This is a genomic window from Flavobacterium gelidilacus DSM 15343 (assembly GCF_000422685.1).
Classification (GTDB): Bacteria; Bacteroidota; Bacteroidia; order Flavobacteriales; family Flavobacteriaceae; genus Flavobacterium; species Flavobacterium gelidilacus.
In genome coordinates this window covers 21748-41597 of the sequence record NZ_KE383903.1, presented here as the reverse complement: position 1 = coordinate 41597, position 19850 = coordinate 21748, and the positions used below count along the sequence as shown (strand labels likewise).

Sequence of the window (19850 nt, the reverse complement as noted above, 5' to 3'; positions counted from 1 at the left end):
AATAAAAGTTATGAAAGTAGAAAATATTTTAAAAACAATTGGAAAAACTCCCGTTGTAAAAATCAATCGATTATTTGGTTCAAATAAAAATGTTTGGATTAAATTAGAAAAAGCAAATCCCGGTGGAAGTATCAAAGATCGTATTGCTTTAAGTATGATAGAAGATGCTGAAGCAAAGGGACTTTTGAATAAAGACAGTGTAATTATCGAACCAACTTCTGGAAATACTGGAATTGGCATAGCTTTAGTTGCTGCTGTAAAAGGCTATAAGGTGATTTTGGTAATGCCAGAATCCATGAGTGTGGAAAGAAGAAAATTAATGGAAGTTTATGGAGCTACATTCGAGTTAACTCCACGTGAAAAAGGAATGAAAGGTGCTATCGAAAAAGCAGCCGAATTAGTTAAAGAAATTCCAAATGCTTGGTCACCTTCACAATTTGAAAATCCTGCAAATATTGAAATTCATAAAAAAACTACAGCAGTTGAAATTATAGAAGACTTTCCTGATGGTATAGATTATATCATTACTGGAGTTGGAACGGGTGGTCATATTACAGGAGTTGCTGAAATTGTAAAACAAAAATTTACTAACGTAAAAATAATTGCAGTTGAACCAGAATTATCTCCTGTTTTAAGTGGTGGAAATCCTGGACCACACCCTTTACAAGGTATTGGTGCTGGTTTTGTACCAGAAAATTATCACAGCAATTTAATAGATGAAGTAATTACGGTTTCAAAAGAAGATTCTTTTGAATTTGCTAAAAATAGTGCTCTACAAGAAGGAGTTTTTGTTGGAATTTCTACAGGAGCTACTTTAGCAGCTGTGGCTAAAAAAATTATTTCTTTGCCAGATGATGCTGTAATTCTAGCCTTTAACTATGATACGGGTGAACGTTATTTATCTGTGGAAGGATTATTTTAATCTTTAAAAAAGTCCCTTTATTCATAGTAAAGGGACTTTTTAATTTAAAATGAGTTTATTTTAAAATCAAAATCACGGCAAAACGCTGTCTTTAATTTAAAATATTCTAAAATAATCAACTTTAGTGGATTTTTATTCTTTCTTTAAGTCAATAATAAAGTTATTTCGGAAAATATTTCACAATTAAAAATTTAATATTACCTTTGTCCTGTTCATAAACATAATGATTGTTATCACGAAAGCTGGAGAGATTAGACTCAATGAAAGCTTGGCAACCTCTTATTCCTTTAATGAGAAAGGTGCTACATTCTATTTTTATGCTGAAGTTATTTCAGTATCTGTTAAGTCAGATAGTAAAAAGCAGATAACTCAACGAAATTCTTTCCAGTTTCTTGATGACAATTTATAAGTAATACGATATGTCAAAAATACAAGAAGCTATAAAAGAAAGAATCCTAGTCCTTGATGGAGCAATGGGAACAATGTTACAACGCAATAATTTTTCAGAAGAAGATTTTCGCGGCACACGTTTCAAAGGTTTTCCGCATCCATTAAAAGGAAATAACGATTTACTTTCCATAACACAACCCGAAGCTGTAAAGCAAGTCCACCGTTTGTATTTTCAAGCTGGTGCTGATATTGTTGAAACTAATACATTTTCTGGGACAACTATCGGAATGGCTGATTATCATTTAGAAGACATAGTTTATGAATTAAATTATGAATCGGCTAAAATTGCAAGAGAAGTTGCAGATGAATTCACAGATAGACCAAGATTCGTAGCAGGTTCAATTGGACCAACAAACAGAACGGCATCAATGTCTCCAGATGTAAATGATCCAGGTTTTAGAGCAGTGACTTTTGATGATTTACGAATTGCTTACAAACAACAAGTAGAAGCACTAATTGATGGTGGTTGTGATGTTTTACTAGTAGAAACGATTTTCGATACGTTAAATGCAAAAGCAGCTCTTTTCGCTATTGAAGAAGTTAAGGAAGAAAAAAATATCGATATTCCAGTAATGGTTTCTGGAACAATTACAGATGCTTCAGGAAGAACTTTATCAGGTCAAACCGTTGAGGCTTTTTTAATTTCAATTTCCCATATTCCATTGTTAAGTATCGGATTTAATTGTGCTTTAGGTGCAGACCAATTAAAACCCTATTTAAAACGTTTGGCACATAATACACAATTAAATATTTCAGCACATCCAAATGCAGGTTTACCAAATGCTTTCGGACAATACGATCAAACTCCAAAAGAGATGCAGGCTTTAATTCGGGAATATTTACAAGATAATTTAGTGAATATTATTGGTGGTTGTTGTGGAACTACTCCAGAGCACATCCAACTAATTGCCGAAGTAGCACATGAATTTAAACCAAGAGGAATAACCGTAGAAGTCTGATTATAATGAAAAATAAAATAGTAGACACAAAAAAAGGATTACAAAATAAATGGCAAAATTTTAGAACAGATTTTAAACTGTTTTATAAAGAAGTCAACAAGCATTACAAGAGAATAAACGATGAGCTATAAAACCAATAAATACTTACAATTATCAGGATTAGAACCTTTAATTATAACGCCAGAAACCAATTTTGTAAATGTTGGTGAACGGACTAATGTAACTGGTTCTCGCAAGTTTCTTAGATTAATTAAAGAGGAAAAATACGATGAAGCCTTAGATGTTGCAAGAACGCAAGTAGAAGGTGGAGCACAAATTATCGATGTAAACATGGATGAAGGAATGTTAGACGGTGTTTATGCTATGACCAAATTCCTAAATTTAATTGCGGCTGAACCAGATATTGCACGTGTTCCAATAATGATTGATAGCTCAAAATGGGAAATTATTGAAGCTGGTTTAAAAGTAGTTCAAGGGAAAAGTGTGGTGAATTCTATTTCCTTAAAAGAGGGTGAAGAAGTTTTTATTCATCATGCCAAATTAATAAAAAAATATGGTGCAGCAGTAATTGTTATGGCTTTTGATGAAAATGGTCAAGCGGATAATTACGAAAGAAGAATTGAAATTTGCAAAAGAAGTTATGATATTTTAGTAGATAAAGTCAGATTTCCAGCTCAAGATATTATTTTCGATCCAAATATTTTCCCTGTAGCAACTGGAATGGATGAACACAAATTAAACGCATTAGATTTTTTCAGAGCTACGAAATGGATCCGAAAAAATTTACCGTACGCAAATGTTTCAGGTGGTGTAAGTAACGTTTCTTTCTCATTCAGAGGAAATGATAAAGTACGAGAAGCGATGCATTCTGCTTTTTTATATCATGCCATCCAAAACGGAATGACAATGGGAATCGTAAATCCAGAAATGTTAGAGATTTATGATGAAATTGACCCAATCTTATTAGAACACGTAGAAGATGTTTTATTAAATAGAAGAGAAGATGCGACTGAACGACTTTTAGATCTAGCCGAGAGTTACAAAGGAGATTATAAAGTAAATGAAAAAGTTATTGCAGAATGGAGAAGTGGTTCCATTCAAGAACGTTTAAAACATTCATTAGTCAAAGGAATTGACGAATTCATAGAAATTGATACAGAAGAAGCTCGTTCAAATTCAGCAAAAGCGATCGAAGTTATCGAAGTTAATTTAATGGCTGGAATGAACGTTGTAGGAGATTTATTTGGAAGTGGAAAAATGTTCTTGCCGCAAGTTGTAAAATCGGCGAGAGTTATGAAAAAAGCTGTTGCTTATTTATTACCATTTATTGAAGCTGAAAAAACAGGAAAATCATCAAGTGCTGGAAAAGTATTAATGGCAACTGTAAAAGGTGATGTTCACGATATTGGAAAAAACATAGTCGCTGTAGTTTTAGGCTGTAATAATTTTGAAATCATTGATTTGGGAGTTATGGTTCCACCAGAAAAAATTATTGAAGCTGCTGTTCGAGAAAACGTAGATATTATTGGTTTAAGCGGATTAATCACACCTTCTTTAGACGAAATGGTTTATTTAACTAAAGAAATGGATAAACTAAACATAAAAATTCCAATTATGATTGGTGGTGCAACAACTTCACGTGCACATACAGCTGTAAAAATTGCACCAGAATATAAAGAAACTGTAATTCACGTGAATGATGCTTCAAGAGCTGTAACTGTTGCCAGTAATTTATTGCAAAAAGAAACCAAAGAAAATTATGTAAAAGCTATTCGTGAAGAATATGATGAATTACGGGATAAATACTTAAACAGAAGTCGCGATAAAAATTATCTAACCATTGAACAAGCTCGAAAAAACAAATTGCAATTAGATTGGAAGAATTATCAACCAACCAAACCAAATTTCATAGGAACAAAAGTGGTTGAGGTTGAATTATCTGAATTAATTCCGTTTATCGATTGGACACCCTTTTTTCAATCATGGCAATTATTCGGAAAATTTCCAAAAATATTAGTGGATGAGGTTGTAGGAACAGATGCAACGAATCTATACAACGATGCTTTATTCATGTTAGATAAAATTGTATCAGAAAAATGGTTCACCGCAAAAGGAATTCTGGGAATTTTTCCAGCAAACACAATTAATGATGATGATATTCAACTAAAAACTGATAACCAACAAGCAACAACCTTTCTAACTTTAAGACAACAATCTCAAAAAACAGAAGGAGCACCAAACATAGCTTTAGCCGATTTTATCGCACCAAAAGATTCAGGAATTCAAGATTATATTGGATGTTTTTGTGTGTCAACAGGTTTTGGAGTCGAAGAAAAAGCAAAGGAATATGAAAAAGATTTAGACGATTACAATTCAATTATGGTAAAAGCATTAGCAGACAGATTAGCCGAAGCTTTTGCTGAATATTTACATTTAAAAGTTCGTAAGGAAATTTGGGGTTATGCTTCTGATGAAAATTTGAACAATCTCGAATTAATCAAAGAAGAATATAAAGGAATTCGTCCAGCACCAGGTTATCCGGCTTGTCCAGATCATTTAGAGAAGCCAACGATTTGGAAATTATTAAATGTAGCACAAGAAATCGGAGTAACCTTAACGGAAAGTATGGCAATGTGGCCAGCTTCATCCGTTTCTGGATATTATTTTGCCAATCCACAAAGTAAATATTTTGGATTAGGAAAAATTAAAGAAGATCAAGTAATAGATTATGCTAAACGAAGAGGAATTTCAACAGAAGTTGCCACAAAATGGTTATCACCAAACATAGCAGATTAAAACATGAAAGTAACGCAACATATAGAAAAAGCCAACGGAAAACCCTTATTCTCCTTCGAAATTCTTCCACCTTTAAAAGGACAAAATATTCAATCTATTTTTGATAGTATTGATCCTTTAATGGAATTTAAGCCACCTTTTATTGATGTTACTTATCATCGTGAAGAGTACGAATTCAAAGAACTACCAAACGGTTTGTTGCAAAAAAAGATTGTAAAAAAACGACCAGGAACCGTTGGAATTTGTGCTGGAATTCAAAATAAATATGAAGTGGATGCCATTCCTCATATTTTATGTGGTGGATTTACACAAGAAGACACAGAAAATTTACTAATTGATTTGGATTTTCTCGGAATTAATAATGTTGTAGCTCTTCGTGGTGATGCTTTGAAAAACGAAACCTATTTCAAACCAGAAAAAGAAGGCAATGAATTTGCATCAGATTTAGTAAAACAAATTTCGAATTTGAATAGCGGAATTTACTTAGATGAAGATTTACAGAATTCTTCTTGCACTGATTTTTGCATTGGTGTTGCAGGTTATCCTGAAAAACATATGGAAGCACCAAGTATGGATAGCGATATTCATTTCTTAAAACAAAAAATTAAAAATGGGGCAGATTATATTGTAACCCAAATGTTTTTTGATAATCAAAAATTCTTTGAATTTGAAAAAAAATGTAGAAAATCTGGAATCACAGTTCCAATTATTCCAGGATTGAAACCTATTGCTACAAAAAAGCAATTAAACTTAATTCCACATCGTTTTAGTGTTGATTTACCAGACGATTTAATAATGGCTGTTGTAAAAGCTAAAGATAATGATGCTGTAAAACAAATCGGAATAGAATGGTGTTTGCAACAAAGTAAAGAATTAGTCGCAGCCGGAATTCCAGTTTTGCATTATTATTCGATGGGAAAAGCAGAAAATATAAAAGCTATTGCTAAAGAAGTTTTTTGATAAACTTTCTATTATATTTGCCCTCAATATGAAGCAAATTTTATTTTTCTTATTCATTTTTTCAATGGCAAGCGCTCAATTTTCTGTTGATGCTGATTATTTGTATGGAAAAATTTTGCCTCATAATCAAACAATTAAACATTTGATTACGAAACATCCTGAAAGTATTTTGTTGAGTTTTAACAAAAAGACTTTTGGGGAAGAAGAATGGCAATCAGAATTTAATTTTCCAGATTACGGATTTTCATTGCATCATCAAGTCAATAAAAATCAAGTTTTAGGAGATTTATATGGAGTTTTTGGTCATTATAATTTCTACTTTTTAAATCGAAATTTAGTGTTTCGAATTGGACAAGGAGTTGCTTACAACACAAATCCTTATGATAAAAACGAGAATTTTAGAAATTTCGCATACAGTACTAAAGTTATGCCTTCGACCTATTTTTTATTGAATTATCGTAAAGAAAAAGTCATTGGAAATATTGGTTTTCAAACAGGCTTAGCTTTTTTCCACCATTCAAATGCTAATATAAAATCACCAAATACGAGTACAAATACTTTATCATTTCAGTTAGGATTGAATTATGCTTTTAAGGATGAAAATATCGAATATAAAATATCAAACGACACTTTAAAAACGACATTTCCATTAAAATATAACATTGCTTTCCGAACAGGAATAAATGAAAGTGATATAATTGGAAGCGGTCAAAAACCTTTTTATGAATTGAGTTTTTATGCCGATAAGCAATTCACAAAAAAAAGTAAAATACAGTTAGGAGTTGATGTCTTTGCCATGTATTATTTGAAAGAATACATAAAATATAAGTCAGTAGCTTATCCAAATGAAAATATAAAAGAAGATACTGATTTCAAACGTGTCGGACTTTTTGCAGGTTATGAATTAGTAATTAATAAAATTTCCCTTGAAGCTCAAGTTGGATATTATGTGTATGAACCTTTTGATTTTTTAGGACCTATATATCAAAGATTAGGTGTAAAATACCATTGGAACAAAACTGTATTCAGCAGTTTATCCTTAAAAACACATGCTGCAAAAGCTGAAGCTTTAGAATTTGGAATAGGAGTGAAATTATGAAAAAATTAGTCGTTTTATTTGGTCTTTTCTTATTATTGAGTTGCGATGAAAATCAGCTGCTAGAATCTTCGGGTGAAATAGTTTCAAAAGAAATTTCGGTTGGATTTTTTGATAAAATTAATATTTCAGAAGGAATTGAATTGCATATAACAGATAAAACGGAAACTAAAGTTGAAATTACAGCAGGAGAAAATGTGATTGATAAAGTTAGTTTTTCAGTAATCGACAAGCAACTTTTTATTGATGCAAAAAATGCAACAAAAACTTTTCAAAGTTATGAACCTATAAAAATTTATATTTCAATTGATGATTTAGATACAATTTATTCATCTTCTCAACACAATGTGTATTCAGAAAATGTGTTGAATTTCACAAACTTTCATTTGCAATCAGGTTTGTTTGAAGACACTGCTTCAGGAGAATTTCATTTAGAAGTGAATTGCAATAGTTTATTTGTAGAAGATAACAGAGCCAGTTTTTACAATATTTCAGGAAATACTAACGAATTATCAGTAGCTTTTTACAATGGAGACGAACTTTTTGAGGGTTCAAATCTAATCGCTCAAAATGTTTATGTTTTCCAAAGAAGTTCGAATGATATCATAGTAAATCCACAGCAAAAAATATCTGGAACAATTTACAGCACAGGAAATGTAATTTTAAAAAACAATCCACCAATTGTTGAGGTACAAGTTTTATATCAAGGACAATTAATTTATAATTAAGATATTAAATGATTTGAAAGATTGAAAAATTTAAAGATTATGAGTTAAAAATGTAACCAAACTCCAAATAAAAAACCAATTACTGAACACTGAACACTGAACACTGAACACTGAACACTGAACACTGAACACTACTTCTTCGTCTGTTCTCTAAAAATTTGTTCTAAATTCTTGTTCTTCAAGTTCAACTGTAAAATCTTTAAGCCATTGTCGTGAGCGAAATCAAAAACGATTGGTCTCATGTCACTTTCAGTTTCAAAAGTCAATTCCCAAATAAAATCGTGAGAGTTTTTAGTAGTTTTTATATTCGGAATTGTATTTAAAATAGTTTCATCAACCACTTTATCAAATTCCACTTCAATAGTTTGTTCTTGTTGCTCTTTTACTAAAGTATTAAGTTTTTTGTCAGTTACAATCTTTCCATTATTGATGATGATAACTCTATCACAAATCGCTTCAACTTCTTGCATAATGTGTGTTGAAAGAAAAACCGTTTTGTCTTTTCCAATGTTTTTAATCAATTCACGAATTTCCACCAATTGATTTGGGTCTAATCCCGTTGTAGGTTCATCTAAAATTAAAACATCAGGATTGTGTAACAAAGCAGTTGCCAAACCAACACGTTGTCTATAACCTTTTGATAGTTGTCCAATTTTCTTATTCGCTTCTGGAGTTAAACCAGTCAATTGAATTACTTCTTCAATTCTTGATTTATCTACTTTATAAACATCAGCGTTAAAAGCTAAATATTCACGAACATATAAATCCAAATACAACGGATTATGTTCAGGCAAATAACCCACAGACTTCTGAACTTCTTTTGAAGCCGTTTCAACATCATTGCCATTTACAGAAGCACTTCCTTCGTCAGAAGTAATATAAGTAGTCAAAATCTTCATTAAAGTCGATTTCCCAGCACCATTTGGACCAAGAAAACCAACAATTTCTCCATTTTTAACCGAAAACGAAACATTATCTAATGCCTTTTGAGCACCGTAATTTTTAGTTATATTCTTAACTTCTATTGACATGTTGTAATATTTATAGCAAATGTAATAATTAATTAAAGAATTTGACTAGTGTGAAATCATGAAAAGTTAAATTAACTAAATTTTATTTTTTTTGATAAAAATTTAAGAAATTTCTTTAGTATCATTGTTATGTAATTTTAAATTAAACAAAAAAATGAAGAAAACATTATTGTTTTTATTAATGACATTTGCTATTGTTGCAAATGCTCAAAAAGGAACTTATTTAGTTTCAGGAAGTGCAAGTTATTATTCAGATAAGAAATCTGAAGATAATGCAATTGATAATCAAAATTTTGGATTTAATCCAAAACTAGGATATCAATTTAATGATAATTGGACAGTTGGTTTGGAATCATCAATTAACCAAAGTAAATGGTATGGACAATCAACTGCCAATAATTATTTAAGTAAAAGAGATAATTTTTCTCTTGGTTCGTTCTTAAGATATTCAACATCTTTAAATGATAGCTTCTCATTATTTACTGATTTAGGCATTGGATTTCAAAATCGAAAAGAAGTCTTTTCTACTGATAATTTTTCAGAAATTACTTCAAAATCAAATGGGGTTTATGCAACTTTACAACCATTAATTCATTTAAAAATTAAAAATGGTTTTGGAATGAATTTTGGATTAGGAGGGATGTCTTATAGTTCAATGAAAAACCAAGATTTGAACAATACAAATAGTGTTTTTTACATTAATTTTGGTCAAGCTTATACAGTTGGAATTCAAAAAAACTTTTAGTTGACGAAAACGTTTAAGTGATTTTTTTTATTAAATTAAGTTTTTTTATAGAAATTATTTTCTACTTTAGCCAATAGAATAAAAAAACAAATGACAAGCAGTACACTTTATTATAACAATTTTTCTTATTTCTTCTGGAGAACAGAAAGGGATTGTTATATCGTATGCTAATTTTTAAAATAAATTAAATTCACAATATATAATCCCGATGAAAATCGGGATTTTTTTTTATTCTGAATTTACTCGTGCTGAATTTAGTTCAGTAGTTCAGAATCTTTTGAATAAAACGAATATTAATGAAAAACAAAATAGCAATACAAGGCATAAAAGGTTCATTTCACCATCAAGTAGCATTAGACTATTTTGATGCAGCTATTGCTATACACGAATGTATGTCTTTTGATAGTTTAGTTGAAAGTGTCTTAAAAGAAGATTCGAAATTTGCTGTAATGGCAATAGAAAATTCAATTGCGGGTTCAATAATTCCGAATTACGCTTTGATAGATAATAATAATTTGAAAATAATAGGTGAATACTATTTATCTGTTCATCATAATTTTATGACTTTGAAAGGTCAAAAGTTGGAAGATATTACAGAAGTTCATTCACATCCAATGGCAATTTTGCAGTGTAAAGAATTCTTTAAAAAATATTCGCATATAAAGTTAGTGGAAGACAAAGACACAGCCGAAACAGCCAAACGAATTCATGATAATAATTTAAAAGGAATTGGCGCAATTGCAAGTAAAACAGCTGCTGAATTATACGATTTAGAAATTTTAGCATCCGAAATTCAAACGATTAATGACAACCAAACTCGGTTTGTAATTATTAGTACAAACCAAGATGAATCAAATAAAAGTTTAATAAATAAAGCTTCATTAAAATTTGAGTTAGAACACAAAAGAGGAAGTTTAGCAACGGTTTTAAATGTAATGAGTGATTGTAAATTAAGTTTAACTAAAATTCAGTCGTTACCAAAAATAGAAACACCTTTTCAATATTCATTTTTTGTTGATATCACATTTGATGATTACAAAGATTACGAAAAAGCGAAACAACTTTTAGAAATAATGACAACTCATTTTAAAGTTTTGGGTGAATATAAAAATAACAACAAAAATCAAGAGCAATAACAATAGTCAAGAGCAATTTCAATAACAAAAATCAAAAGAATTAATTTGTAAAAATTTGTGAAATCTTTGTAAACAACAAAAAACAATTATATAAATTTCTTTAATTTCTCAAATCTGTGTTCCAAAAAGCAATAACCTAATGATAAAAACAGCCAACAGACTAAATACAGTTCAAGAATACTACTTTTCAAAAAAGTTGAAAGAAGTTCGTCAGCTTATTTCTGATGGAAAACCAATTATCAATATGGGAATTGGAAGTCCAGATTTATTGCCTTCACCATTAGTTATTGAAGCCATTCAAAAAGCAATGTTTGATGACAAGGCACATGAATATCAAAGTTATCAAGGCTTGCCAGAATTAAGAAAAGGAATGGCTGATTTTTATAAAAACCACTTTAATGTTGAGTTAGATTTTAATTCAGAAATATTGCCTTTAATGGGTTCGAAAGAAGGAATTATGCATATTTCAATGGCTTTTTTAAATGAAGGAGATACCGTTTTAATTCCAAATCCAGGTTATCCAACGTATGCAGCTGTGACAGAATTAGTTCAAGCAAAACCTGTTTATTATGATTTGACTGATGAAACTAATTGGCAACCTGATTTCGAAAAATTAGAACAACTTGATTTATCAAATGTCAAAATTATGTGGGTGAGTTATCCTCATATGCCAACAGGTGTTAATGGTTCTTTAGAATTGTTTGAAAAACTAGTCGCTTTCGGGAAAAAGCATAAAATCCTAATTATAAATGACAATCCATACAGTTTTGTTTTGAATGATAATCCAATGTCAATTTTACAAGTTGAAGGAGCAAAAGATATTGCAATAGAACTAAATTCATTAAGCAAAACCTATAATATGTCAGGTTGGAGAGTTGGAATGGTTTTAGGAAATTCAAATTTCATGGATGCCATTCTAAAAGTAAAAAGTAATATGGATTCTGGAATGTTTTATGGCATTCAAAAAGGAGCAATTGAAGCTTTAAAATTAGATAAATCTTGGTTTGATGAACAAAATAATATTTACAAAAAACGTAAAGAAGTAGTAATTCAACTAGCAGAAAAATTAGGTTGTGAAGTAAATAAAAACTCAGTTGGATTATTCGTTTGGGCAAAATTACCAAGTCATGTAGAATCTTCTGAAGCATTTATTGATAAAATATTACTAGAAAAACACATATTCATCACACCAGGAACTATTTTTGGATGCAACGGAAATGGATACATTCGTTTTTCATTATGTGTAACTGAAGAAAAAATAAAAGAAGCAATTTCAAGATTTTAGTTGGAATTTGGAATTTTTAATATTGGAATTTTTATGAATATATATATAATAGGAATAGGTTTAATAGGAGGTTCAATAGCATTGGATCTGAAATCACATTTTAAAGAAGCTACTTTTTTCGGAATTGATAGTAATGAAAGCAATTTAGCTGAAGCAATTCAATTGGGAATTATTCATCAGAAAGCCAATTTTGAGGATTTAGAAAATGCAGATTTAGTAATTGTTTCAGTGCCAGTTGATGTTGGTTTAGTAATTTTGCCTCAGATATTAGATAAGATTAATGATAATGCTTTAGTGATTGATGTTGGTTCAACTAAATTTCCAATTTGTGAAGTCGTTGAAAACCATCAAAGAAGACGCAATTTTTTAGCAACACATCCAATTGCAGGAACAGAGTTTTCTGGACCAAAAGCAGCTATAAAAGAGTTGTTTCAAGGAAAAACAAACATCATTTGTGAAGTAGAAAAAACGGCTTACAAACAACAAGAGTTGGCTTTAGATTTATTTCAAAAATTAGGCATGCGAATTCGATATATGGATCCAAAATCACATGATAAGCACATTGCTTATGTATCACATTTATCCCATATTAGTTCGTTTATGTTAGGAAAAACAGTAATCGAAAAAGAGAAAAACGAAAGAGATATTTTCGATATGGCTGGCAGTGGATTTGAAAGTACTGTTCGTTTAGCCAAAAGTTCACCAGCCATGTGGACACCGATTTTTAAACAGAATAAAGATAATATTATTGAAACATTAGACGAATACATATTAAATTTAACGCAGTTCAAAGAGTTACTTCAAAATGATAATTATGATGAGGTTTTTAACGAAATGCAAAATACAAATAGAATTAAAGAAATATTAAAATAGCTAAAAAATGGAAAATAAGAAAGAAATGAGAACATGGTTAGATGATTTTAAATTAGATCATCCATTAGTAATTGCTGGTCCATGTAGTGCAGAAACAGAAGAACAAGTTTTAAAAATTGCTCACGAATTAAAAAATTCTGATGTAAGTATATTTAGAGCTGGAATTTGGAAACCAAGAACGCGTCCAGGTGGATTTGAAGGTGTTGGTGCAATCGGTTTGAAATGGTTGCAAAAAGCAAAAGCAGAAACAGGATTGCTAATGGCAACAGAAGTAGCAAATGCTGCTCACGTAAAATTGGCTTTAGAACACGATATCGACGTTTTGTGGATTGGAGCAAGAACTACTGTAAATCCATTTGCAGTGCAAGAAATTGCTGATGCTTTAGAAGGAACTGATAAAATAGTCTTAGTTAAAAATCCAGTAAATCCAGATTTAGCTTTATGGATTGGTGGAGTTGAACGTTTGTACAAAGCAAATATCAAAAAATTAGGAGTAATTCACAGAGGATTTTCAACGTATGAAAAAACGAAATACAGAAATATTCCAGAATGGCAAATTCCGATTGACTTACAAAATCGTTTTCCAGATTTACCTTTAATTTGTGATCCTTCGCACATTACAGGAAAAAGAGATATGATTCAAGAAGTATCACAACAAGCTTTAGATATGAATTTTGACGGATTAATTATTGAAACTCATATCGATCCAGATAACGCTTGGAGTGATGCTGCTCAGCAAGTAACTCCAACAACATTAAAACAAATTTTTGAAGATTTAAAAGTCAGAAAAGAAACAGAAAGCGGAAGCGAATATTTAAGTAAAATGAATGGTTTGCGTTCTCAAATTGATGAACTTGATGCTAAAATACTTGAAGTTTTAGGAAGCAGAATGAAAGTAGCTGATAAAATTGGTGTCTTGAAAAAAGAGAATAATGTAGCAATTCTTCAAAATAAACGTTGGAATGAAATTCTAGGCAAAATGATTTTAGAAGGAGAAGAAAAAGGATTAAGTAATGATTTTGTAATGCATTTGTTTAAAGCTATTCACCAAGAAAGTATAAATCATCAAGAAAAGGTTGTAAATAATTAATTGTTAATTTTTTTTTCTTATTATTGCAAAAAAAATTATAAAAATGAATAAAATCTACTTTTTTCTTGTACTCTTTGTAGTTTGTAGTACAAATGTTTTTGCACAGTATGATATTGAAAATATTAAAATTTCATATGGTGTTGAATTACCAGATGATAAAGCAAAAATTGTAAAACTTTTTGGTGAAAATAACGGAATTGTATACGCTTTAGCTTTAAAAGGCAAGGATGATTATTACATAAAAACTTTTAGTTCAGGTGAAATGAAAATGCTTTCAAACAAGCTAATTGTTTTGCCTGAGTTAAAAGATAGAGAGATCGAATTTGAAGAAGTAGCTTTGTTAGATGGTAAACCATATATTATTGGAAGTGTTTATCATAAAAAAGACAAGATATATACTTTAGCAGGTTTAGAACTGGGTGAAGATGGAAAGTTGAAAAAAAACATGGTTACACTTTTCGAATCTGAAGTAGCTAAAAACAGAGACAAAGGATCTTTCTATTTTAAAGTTTCACCGGATGAAAACAGTATTCTAATTATGCATACTGCTATTTTTGACAAGGAAGACGCACTGAAATATGAAATCAAATTATTTGATTCCAACTTAAAACCAGTTTTCTCAAACATAGATAAAGTTACTTACGATGATTCAAAAAAAGACTATGAATTCGTATTGTCAGATTTTGATGTAAATGTTTTTAACGATGTTTTCTTGGTAGTTAATGAAAGTTATAGAGATTCTAAAAAGAAAGAAAAAGTTGAAAACTTTCAAGTTTTTGCATTTAAAAATGCTAATGCTTATAAAAAAGAAGTAATTGATATTAACTTTAAAGACAAAGAAATTATCAATTGTAAAATGATGGCTACGAATAAAAAAACGTTACAATTAGTAGGTTTTTATTCAAGTGTTAGAGATAATGGAAAGGCAAATAAAGAATTAAAAGGGGTTTACAATGCAACAATTAATTTAGCAACAAACGTTAACGATAACCTTAAATTTAATGAATTTGACTACGAGACTAAAGTAAAGTTATTAGGAGAAAGAAGAGCTAAAAAAGGAAAAGACGTAAAACCATTATATAACATTCATACAATAATTGAAAAAAATGATGGTGGTTTAATTGTTTTATCAGAATATCAACTAGTAATTGTAGGTCAAAAATCTGGTATAGGTCCCTTAGCAATTCAACCTATAACTTTCATTAGAAATGAATAATAGTAACTTGCTTAAAGCCTGACGGTTCTTTAGAGTGGAGCAATGTAGTGGCAAAAGATCAAGCAGCAGCAGTTACTGTAATGTCTGTAGGTATGTTTGGAGGTTCAAGTGGTGGAAGTTTTTCAGTAGGAATGAGTGTCTCAATCCCTTTAGCAGTAATGGGCAAAGGACCAGAATATTTAAGTGCTATTCCTATTTATAAAGATGGTCAATTGAATATTATTTTTAATGATAACAAAAAGAATAAAGGAATTACTGATATTGAGGAAATAAAAAGTTTAGGTAATTATAATAATGCAGTTCCAACTTTATTCAGATTTGATGCTAAAGGAAATATCACAAGATTTGATCCGGAAGAAGTTATTAAAAACGAATTAGTAATTAGACCAGGTGTTTATTATAGAAAAAATGACAACGAATTTTTAATTTATGCTTCAAGAAAGAAAGCTGATAAATTAGGAAGAATGATTATTCAATAATAAGATTCTCTACTACATAAAATTTTTAAAAGGCTGTCTAATAGATGGCCTTTTTCTATTTAATAAAACAAGAAATGCTATCTTTGTAACTCATAAGTTGAAAGTTAGAATAATTCTAAAGTCTAACTTCATATTTCTAAATTAAGAATGACAGGAATCGTTTATAAATCTACAGGAAGTTGGTACACCGTAAAAACTAAAGAAAATAAGTTTTTCGAATGTCGTATTAAAGGAAAATTCCGAATGCAAGGAATTAAAAGTACAAACCCAATTGCAGTTGGAGATGTAGTAGACTTTGATGTGGATAACGTTGATGAAGCAAATATTGGTACAATTAATACTATTCATGATCGTAAAAACTATATTGTAAGAAAATCGGTTAACCTATCCCATCAAATGCATATTATTGCATCAAATATTGATATTGTTATTTTATTGGTAACGATTAATAATCCACCAACTACAACTAGTTTTATCGATCGGTTTTTAGTTACAGCAGAAGCCTATGGAATTGAAGCAGTAATTGTTTTCAATAAAATTGATACGTTTGATGAAGCTACTTTAGACGAACAATTATACATGCAACACATTTACACTAGTGTAGGTTATAAATGTTTGCGAGTTTCTGCTCAAGATGGAACTGGAGTTGAAGAACTTAAAGCTTTAATGAAAGATAGAGTTTCTATGTTTTCAGGACATTCAGGTGTTGGAAAATCAACTTTGGTGAATACTTTAGAACCTTCATTAAATTTAAAAACCAATCAAATTTCGGCATCCTATTCACAAGGAAAACATACTACAACCTTTGCAGAAATGTTTGATTTAGCTTTCGGAGCTCAAATAATAGACACACCCGGAATTCGTGGATTTGGAATTGTAGATATGGATAAACAAGAAATCGGAGATTATTATCCCGAATTTTTTGCTTTAAAAGAGGAGTGTAAATTCAACAATTGTTTGCATAAAGACGAACCAAAATGTGCCGTTAAAGATGCTTTAGATAAAGATGAAATTGCATGGTCAAGATATAAATCTTATTTGCAATTATTAGAAGGAGACGAAGACAATTATAGAAACGACATCTACGGAGAAGACAGAGCAGAAAGCGATAAAACAAGAAAATCCGAGTAGGGACAGGTCGAGACCTGTCCCTGGTCGAGACCTGTCCCTGGTCGCAATCTGTTAATTGGCAGTCATTACTAGGCACGAAGTAATCTCATGAAGTTTTACGTAAAGTTGAAAAGATTGCTTCGTACCTCGCAATTACTAAATGAAAAATTATGAAAGCAGTAATTCAAAGAGTATTAGAAGCATCCGTTGAAATAGAAAACAAAATAGTAGCCCAAATAAATCAAGGCTTACTAATCTTAATAGGAATTGAAGAAGCAGATAATCAAGAAGACATCAATTGGTTGACATCAAAAATTGCTAATCTTCGCATTTTTGCTGATGAAAGTGAAGTAATGAATTTATCCGTAAAAGATATAAATGGTGAAATTATTGTGGTTAGTCAATTCACACTTCATGCAGCTACCAAAAAAGGAAATCGACCGTCTTACATAAAAGCCGCAAAACCAGAAACTGCCATTCCTTTATATGAGAATTTTGTTTCGCAAATGGAAAACGAAGTGAGTAAGAAAATACATACAGGGAAATTTGGTGCAGACATGAAAGTTGCACTAGTAAATGACGGTCCAGTTACCATTATTATTGACACTAAGAACAAAGAATAATTTTTTTTCAAGATATAAGAAAATTCACTAATTTTGGTTTAGTATTAACTTAAAACCAGATACTTATGCCTTTTGAAAATTTAAACCCAGTGCACTACACAGCTGCCGAAAAAACAGGAACAGCAACCAATTTAACAGCGCTAGAAAACCTTTTGAGTGCTAAATTTAGAAACCTTTTGCCCGATGAACGCCAAAAATACGGTAGCATAAACGAGCAGAATAAACTTATTGTAAATAAGGTAAAAGATTATAAAAGCGGACAACCAGCATTAAGTTCTCCAGATGTCGATTGGGCTGAGTTTCAAAACGACTTCGATTCGAGAGAGTTTCTGCAAAATACCATCAACCGACTGCAAAACATTATTGATGGTTTAAACAACAATAAAATTTTACACGATTTCGACAATTATCAGGCAGCATTAACCGATTATGATTATAGCAAGTATAAGTTTAATACTAAAGTAGCTGGCTATGAAACTAAAGTGAATGAGTTATCGCAATTCTTTAACCGAACAGGCACAACAAACACTCCCACAGAATAATTTTAAATTAATAAAAGTACGGACAGGTCGAGACCTGTCCGTTTTTAATATAATTGCAAAGCAATTATATTAAAAACCCCAAATATCACATCTAGAACCCCAAACTTGGCATCCAAAACCCCAATTAAAACGCAAACAACCTCATACATGGCATCAAACAACCTCAAATTTGACGTCAATAACCCCAAATATGACGCTATAAACCCCAAATTTGGCATTCATAACCCCAAAAATGGCGCTTTTTAAACAAAACCCACAATTCGCAAGGCAGCATTAATAATTAACAATTAATTATTAAATTTGGTATTAATAATTCACAAATTGTGATATGTTGTTTATCAAGAGAAAAATAAGAAAAATAATTTTGTGTAGGGACAGGTCGCGACCTGTCCGTACCCAATATTTGCAGAATAATTCGTAATTTTAATTGAAAGATTAATTTAATTTTCAAAATGCAAAATAATTTAAATAGAAAGCCCAATAGAAAATTAGGATATAATTATTCGCAAAATAATTTATATTTCATTACGGGCAATGTAAAAAATTTCGATTGTTGTTTGGGTTTTGTAGAAAATAAAAAAATGAATTTAAATAAATTTGGTGTTGTTGTTCAAAATCAAATAAATTGGTTAGCAGAACATTATAAATATGTTGTTTTACATGCTACTATTGTAATGCCAAATCATTTTCATTTTGTTTTAGAAATAGATAGTCATTTAGTGGATTCAAGTACTAAAATAAAATCAGTGTCACAATTAGTTGGAGCATTTAAAACCACATCTTCAAAAGAAATTCATAGCATGGGTTTTAAAGATTTTGTTTGGCATCGCTCTTTTTATGATCATATTATAAAAGATGAATTATCCTATCTTAGAATTTGTAATTATATAGAAACCAATCCCGAAAAATGGAAAGAAGATACATTTAATAAACCAAAACAATAAACCTAAAAATTTCAACAAGGTGAAAACAAAATATACCGAAAAAATAATTTATTATTTAGAAGCAGATGTTGCAGACGAGGCCTTTATGCAATGGGTAGAGCAACAACCATTATTAGATCAACCAGATATCATGCGAGAATTTAAACAAATAGTTACCAAACGTTTAAACGAACGTGGTATTTTCGACTATGATTTTGAAGAGATGGACGAGGATATTGCCAACTATGAAGACAAAATCTTAGACGAAAAACTAGCCGAAGCCAATTTAGTAATGGCAATGCAAGACCAAGAAAAGCATATGAAAATTATTGATGAAACTGTTGCACAAGTTCGAGAATATATCATTAATTGCATTATCAATAAAGAAGAAAATGCCGAAGCTATGAAAGAATTAGCGGCAAAAGTGATAGCTTCGGAGAAAGAAACAGGTGTTTATGAAGAAAAAAACTGGTTAGCAATTCTTTAATTGTGAATTACAAATTATGAATTGTAAATTTGCAATTCATCATTTACAATTCACCATTCATAATTATAAAAAATGAACCTAAAAAATTCCCAACAAGAAGTTGACACTTGGATAAAAGAACATGGAGTTCGTTATTTTAACGAATTAACAAACATGGCTCAACTTACTGAAGAAGTAGGAGAAGTGGCTAGAATAATCGCTCGTCGTTACGGAGAACAATCCGAAAAAGAAAGCGATAAAAATAAAGACCTTGGCGAAGAATTAGCTGACGTAGTTTTTGTAGTTTTGTGTCTTGCCAATCAAACCGGAATCGACCTTCAAGCCGCTTTTGACAAAAAATTAGATTTAAAAACTAATCGCGATCACGACAGACATCACAATAACGAAAAACTTAAATAA

20 protein-coding genes and 1 riboswitch are annotated in these 19850 nt (G+C 30.6%); of the genes, 19 read left to right on the top strand and 1 reads right to left on the bottom strand.

The window, feature by feature from the left end:
- Nucleotides 1–10 precede the first annotated feature (10 nt).
- The 6 genes from cysK (at nucleotide 11) to G507_RS0109905 (ending at nucleotide 7911) form a co-directional block, all read left to right on the top strand.
- The gene (cysK, locus tag G507_RS0109940; RefSeq protein ID WP_026717329.1) at nucleotides 11–922 is read left to right on the top strand and encodes a cysteine synthase A; all 912 of its coding nucleotides are present in this window, start codon (nucleotides 11–13) and stop codon (nucleotides 920–922) included.
- Between the two features lie 227 nt (nucleotides 923–1149).
- Nucleotides 1150–1279, top strand: a riboswitch (SAM riboswitch).
- Nucleotides 1280–1341: 62 nt separating this feature from the next.
- Nucleotides 1342–2331, top strand: coding sequence for a homocysteine S-methyltransferase family protein (locus G507_RS0109930; protein WP_026717327.1), 990 nt, complete (start codon nucleotides 1342–1344; stop codon nucleotides 2329–2331).
- Nucleotides 2332–2451: 120 nt separating this feature from the next.
- Nucleotides 2452–5127, top strand: a complete 2676-nt coding sequence (gene metH / locus G507_RS0109920) for a methionine synthase (protein ID WP_026717326.1) — start codon at nucleotides 2452–2454, stop codon at nucleotides 5125–5127.
- A 3-nt stretch (nucleotides 5128–5130) separates the two neighbouring features.
- Complete coding sequence (metF, locus tag G507_RS0109915; protein WP_026717325.1) at nucleotides 5131–6087, top strand: methylenetetrahydrofolate reductase [NAD(P)H]; 957 nt, start codon at nucleotides 5131–5133, stop codon at nucleotides 6085–6087.
- Between the two features lie 28 nt (nucleotides 6088–6115).
- Nucleotides 6116–7186, top strand: a complete 1071-nt coding sequence (locus tag G507_RS0109910; protein WP_026717324.1) for an acyloxyacyl hydrolase — start codon at nucleotides 6116–6118, stop codon at nucleotides 7184–7186.
- Nucleotides 7183–7911 (top strand): head GIN domain-containing protein, encoded by a 729-nt coding sequence (locus G507_RS0109905; protein WP_026717323.1) that lies wholly within the window; start codon nucleotides 7183–7185, stop codon nucleotides 7909–7911. The genes G507_RS0109910 and G507_RS0109905 overlap by 4 nt, the downstream gene beginning before the upstream one ends.
- Before the next feature lie 131 nt (nucleotides 7912–8042).
- Here the strand turns inward: G507_RS0109905 and gldA are convergent, their stop codons facing one another.
- Nucleotides 8043–8942 carry a gliding motility-associated ABC transporter ATP-binding subunit GldA gene (gene gldA, locus G507_RS0109900; protein ID WP_026717322.1) on the bottom strand — a complete coding sequence of 300 codons (900 nt, stop codon included), beginning with the start codon at nucleotides 8940–8942 and terminating at the stop codon, nucleotides 8043–8045.
- A gap of 154 nt (nucleotides 8943–9096) precedes the next feature.
- Between gldA and G507_RS0109895 the strand changes: the two genes are divergently transcribed.
- From G507_RS0109895 to G507_RS0109830, 13 genes are all read left to right on the top strand, one after another.
- Nucleotides 9097–9687 carry an outer membrane beta-barrel protein gene (locus G507_RS0109895; RefSeq protein ID WP_026717321.1) on the top strand — a complete coding sequence of 197 codons (591 nt, stop codon included), beginning with the start codon at nucleotides 9097–9099 and terminating at the stop codon, nucleotides 9685–9687.
- Between the two features lie 296 nt (nucleotides 9688–9983).
- Entirely contained in the window at nucleotides 9984–10823 is an 840-nt protein-coding gene (locus G507_RS0109890) for a prephenate dehydratase (RefSeq protein WP_026717320.1), read from the top strand.
- A 139-nt stretch (nucleotides 10824–10962) separates the two neighbouring features.
- Nucleotides 10963–12108 (top strand): pyridoxal phosphate-dependent aminotransferase, encoded by a 1146-nt coding sequence (locus tag G507_RS0109885; protein ID WP_026717319.1) that lies wholly within the window; start codon nucleotides 10963–10965, stop codon nucleotides 12106–12108.
- Between the two features lie 33 nt (nucleotides 12109–12141).
- Entirely contained in the window at nucleotides 12142–12981 is an 840-nt protein-coding gene (locus tag G507_RS0109880; protein WP_026717318.1) for a prephenate dehydrogenase, read from the top strand.
- Nucleotides 12982–12988: 7 nt separating this feature from the next.
- Complete coding sequence (locus tag G507_RS0109875; RefSeq protein WP_026717317.1) at nucleotides 12989–14071, top strand: bifunctional 3-deoxy-7-phosphoheptulonate synthase/chorismate mutase type II; 1083 nt, start codon at nucleotides 12989–12991, stop codon at nucleotides 14069–14071.
- A gap of 43 nt (nucleotides 14072–14114) precedes the next feature.
- Entirely contained in the window at nucleotides 14115–15287 is a 1173-nt protein-coding gene (locus G507_RS0109870; protein WP_026717316.1) for a hypothetical protein, read from the top strand.
- Between the two features lie 47 nt (nucleotides 15288–15334).
- Nucleotides 15335–15766 carry a hypothetical protein gene (locus G507_RS0109865; RefSeq protein ID WP_026717315.1) on the top strand — a complete coding sequence of 144 codons (432 nt, stop codon included), beginning with the start codon at nucleotides 15335–15337 and terminating at the stop codon, nucleotides 15764–15766.
- Between the two features lie 147 nt (nucleotides 15767–15913).
- The gene (rsgA, locus tag G507_RS0109860) at nucleotides 15914–16897 is read left to right on the top strand and encodes a ribosome small subunit-dependent GTPase A (protein ID WP_026717314.1); all 984 of its coding nucleotides are present in this window, start codon (nucleotides 15914–15916) and stop codon (nucleotides 16895–16897) included.
- Between the two features lie 149 nt (nucleotides 16898–17046).
- A complete protein-coding gene (gene dtd / locus G507_RS0109855) occupies nucleotides 17047–17499 on the top strand; it encodes a D-aminoacyl-tRNA deacylase (protein ID WP_026717313.1) in 453 nt (150 codons plus the stop codon).
- 65 nt (nucleotides 17500–17564) lie between these two features.
- Complete coding sequence (locus tag G507_RS16810) at nucleotides 17565–18041, top strand: hypothetical protein (RefSeq protein WP_035666085.1); 477 nt, start codon at nucleotides 17565–17567, stop codon at nucleotides 18039–18041.
- Between the two features lie 452 nt (nucleotides 18042–18493).
- Nucleotides 18494–18985: a transposase gene (locus tag G507_RS0109840; protein WP_035666082.1), complete on the top strand. Its 492-nt coding sequence runs from the start codon at nucleotides 18494–18496 to the stop codon at nucleotides 18983–18985.
- A gap of 19 nt (nucleotides 18986–19004) precedes the next feature.
- Nucleotides 19005–19451 carry a hypothetical protein gene (locus G507_RS0109835; protein ID WP_026717311.1) on the top strand — a complete coding sequence of 149 codons (447 nt, stop codon included), beginning with the start codon at nucleotides 19005–19007 and terminating at the stop codon, nucleotides 19449–19451.
- Between the two features lie 72 nt (nucleotides 19452–19523).
- Complete coding sequence (locus G507_RS0109830; RefSeq protein WP_026717310.1) at nucleotides 19524–19850, top strand: nucleotide pyrophosphohydrolase; 327 nt, start codon at nucleotides 19524–19526, stop codon at nucleotides 19848–19850.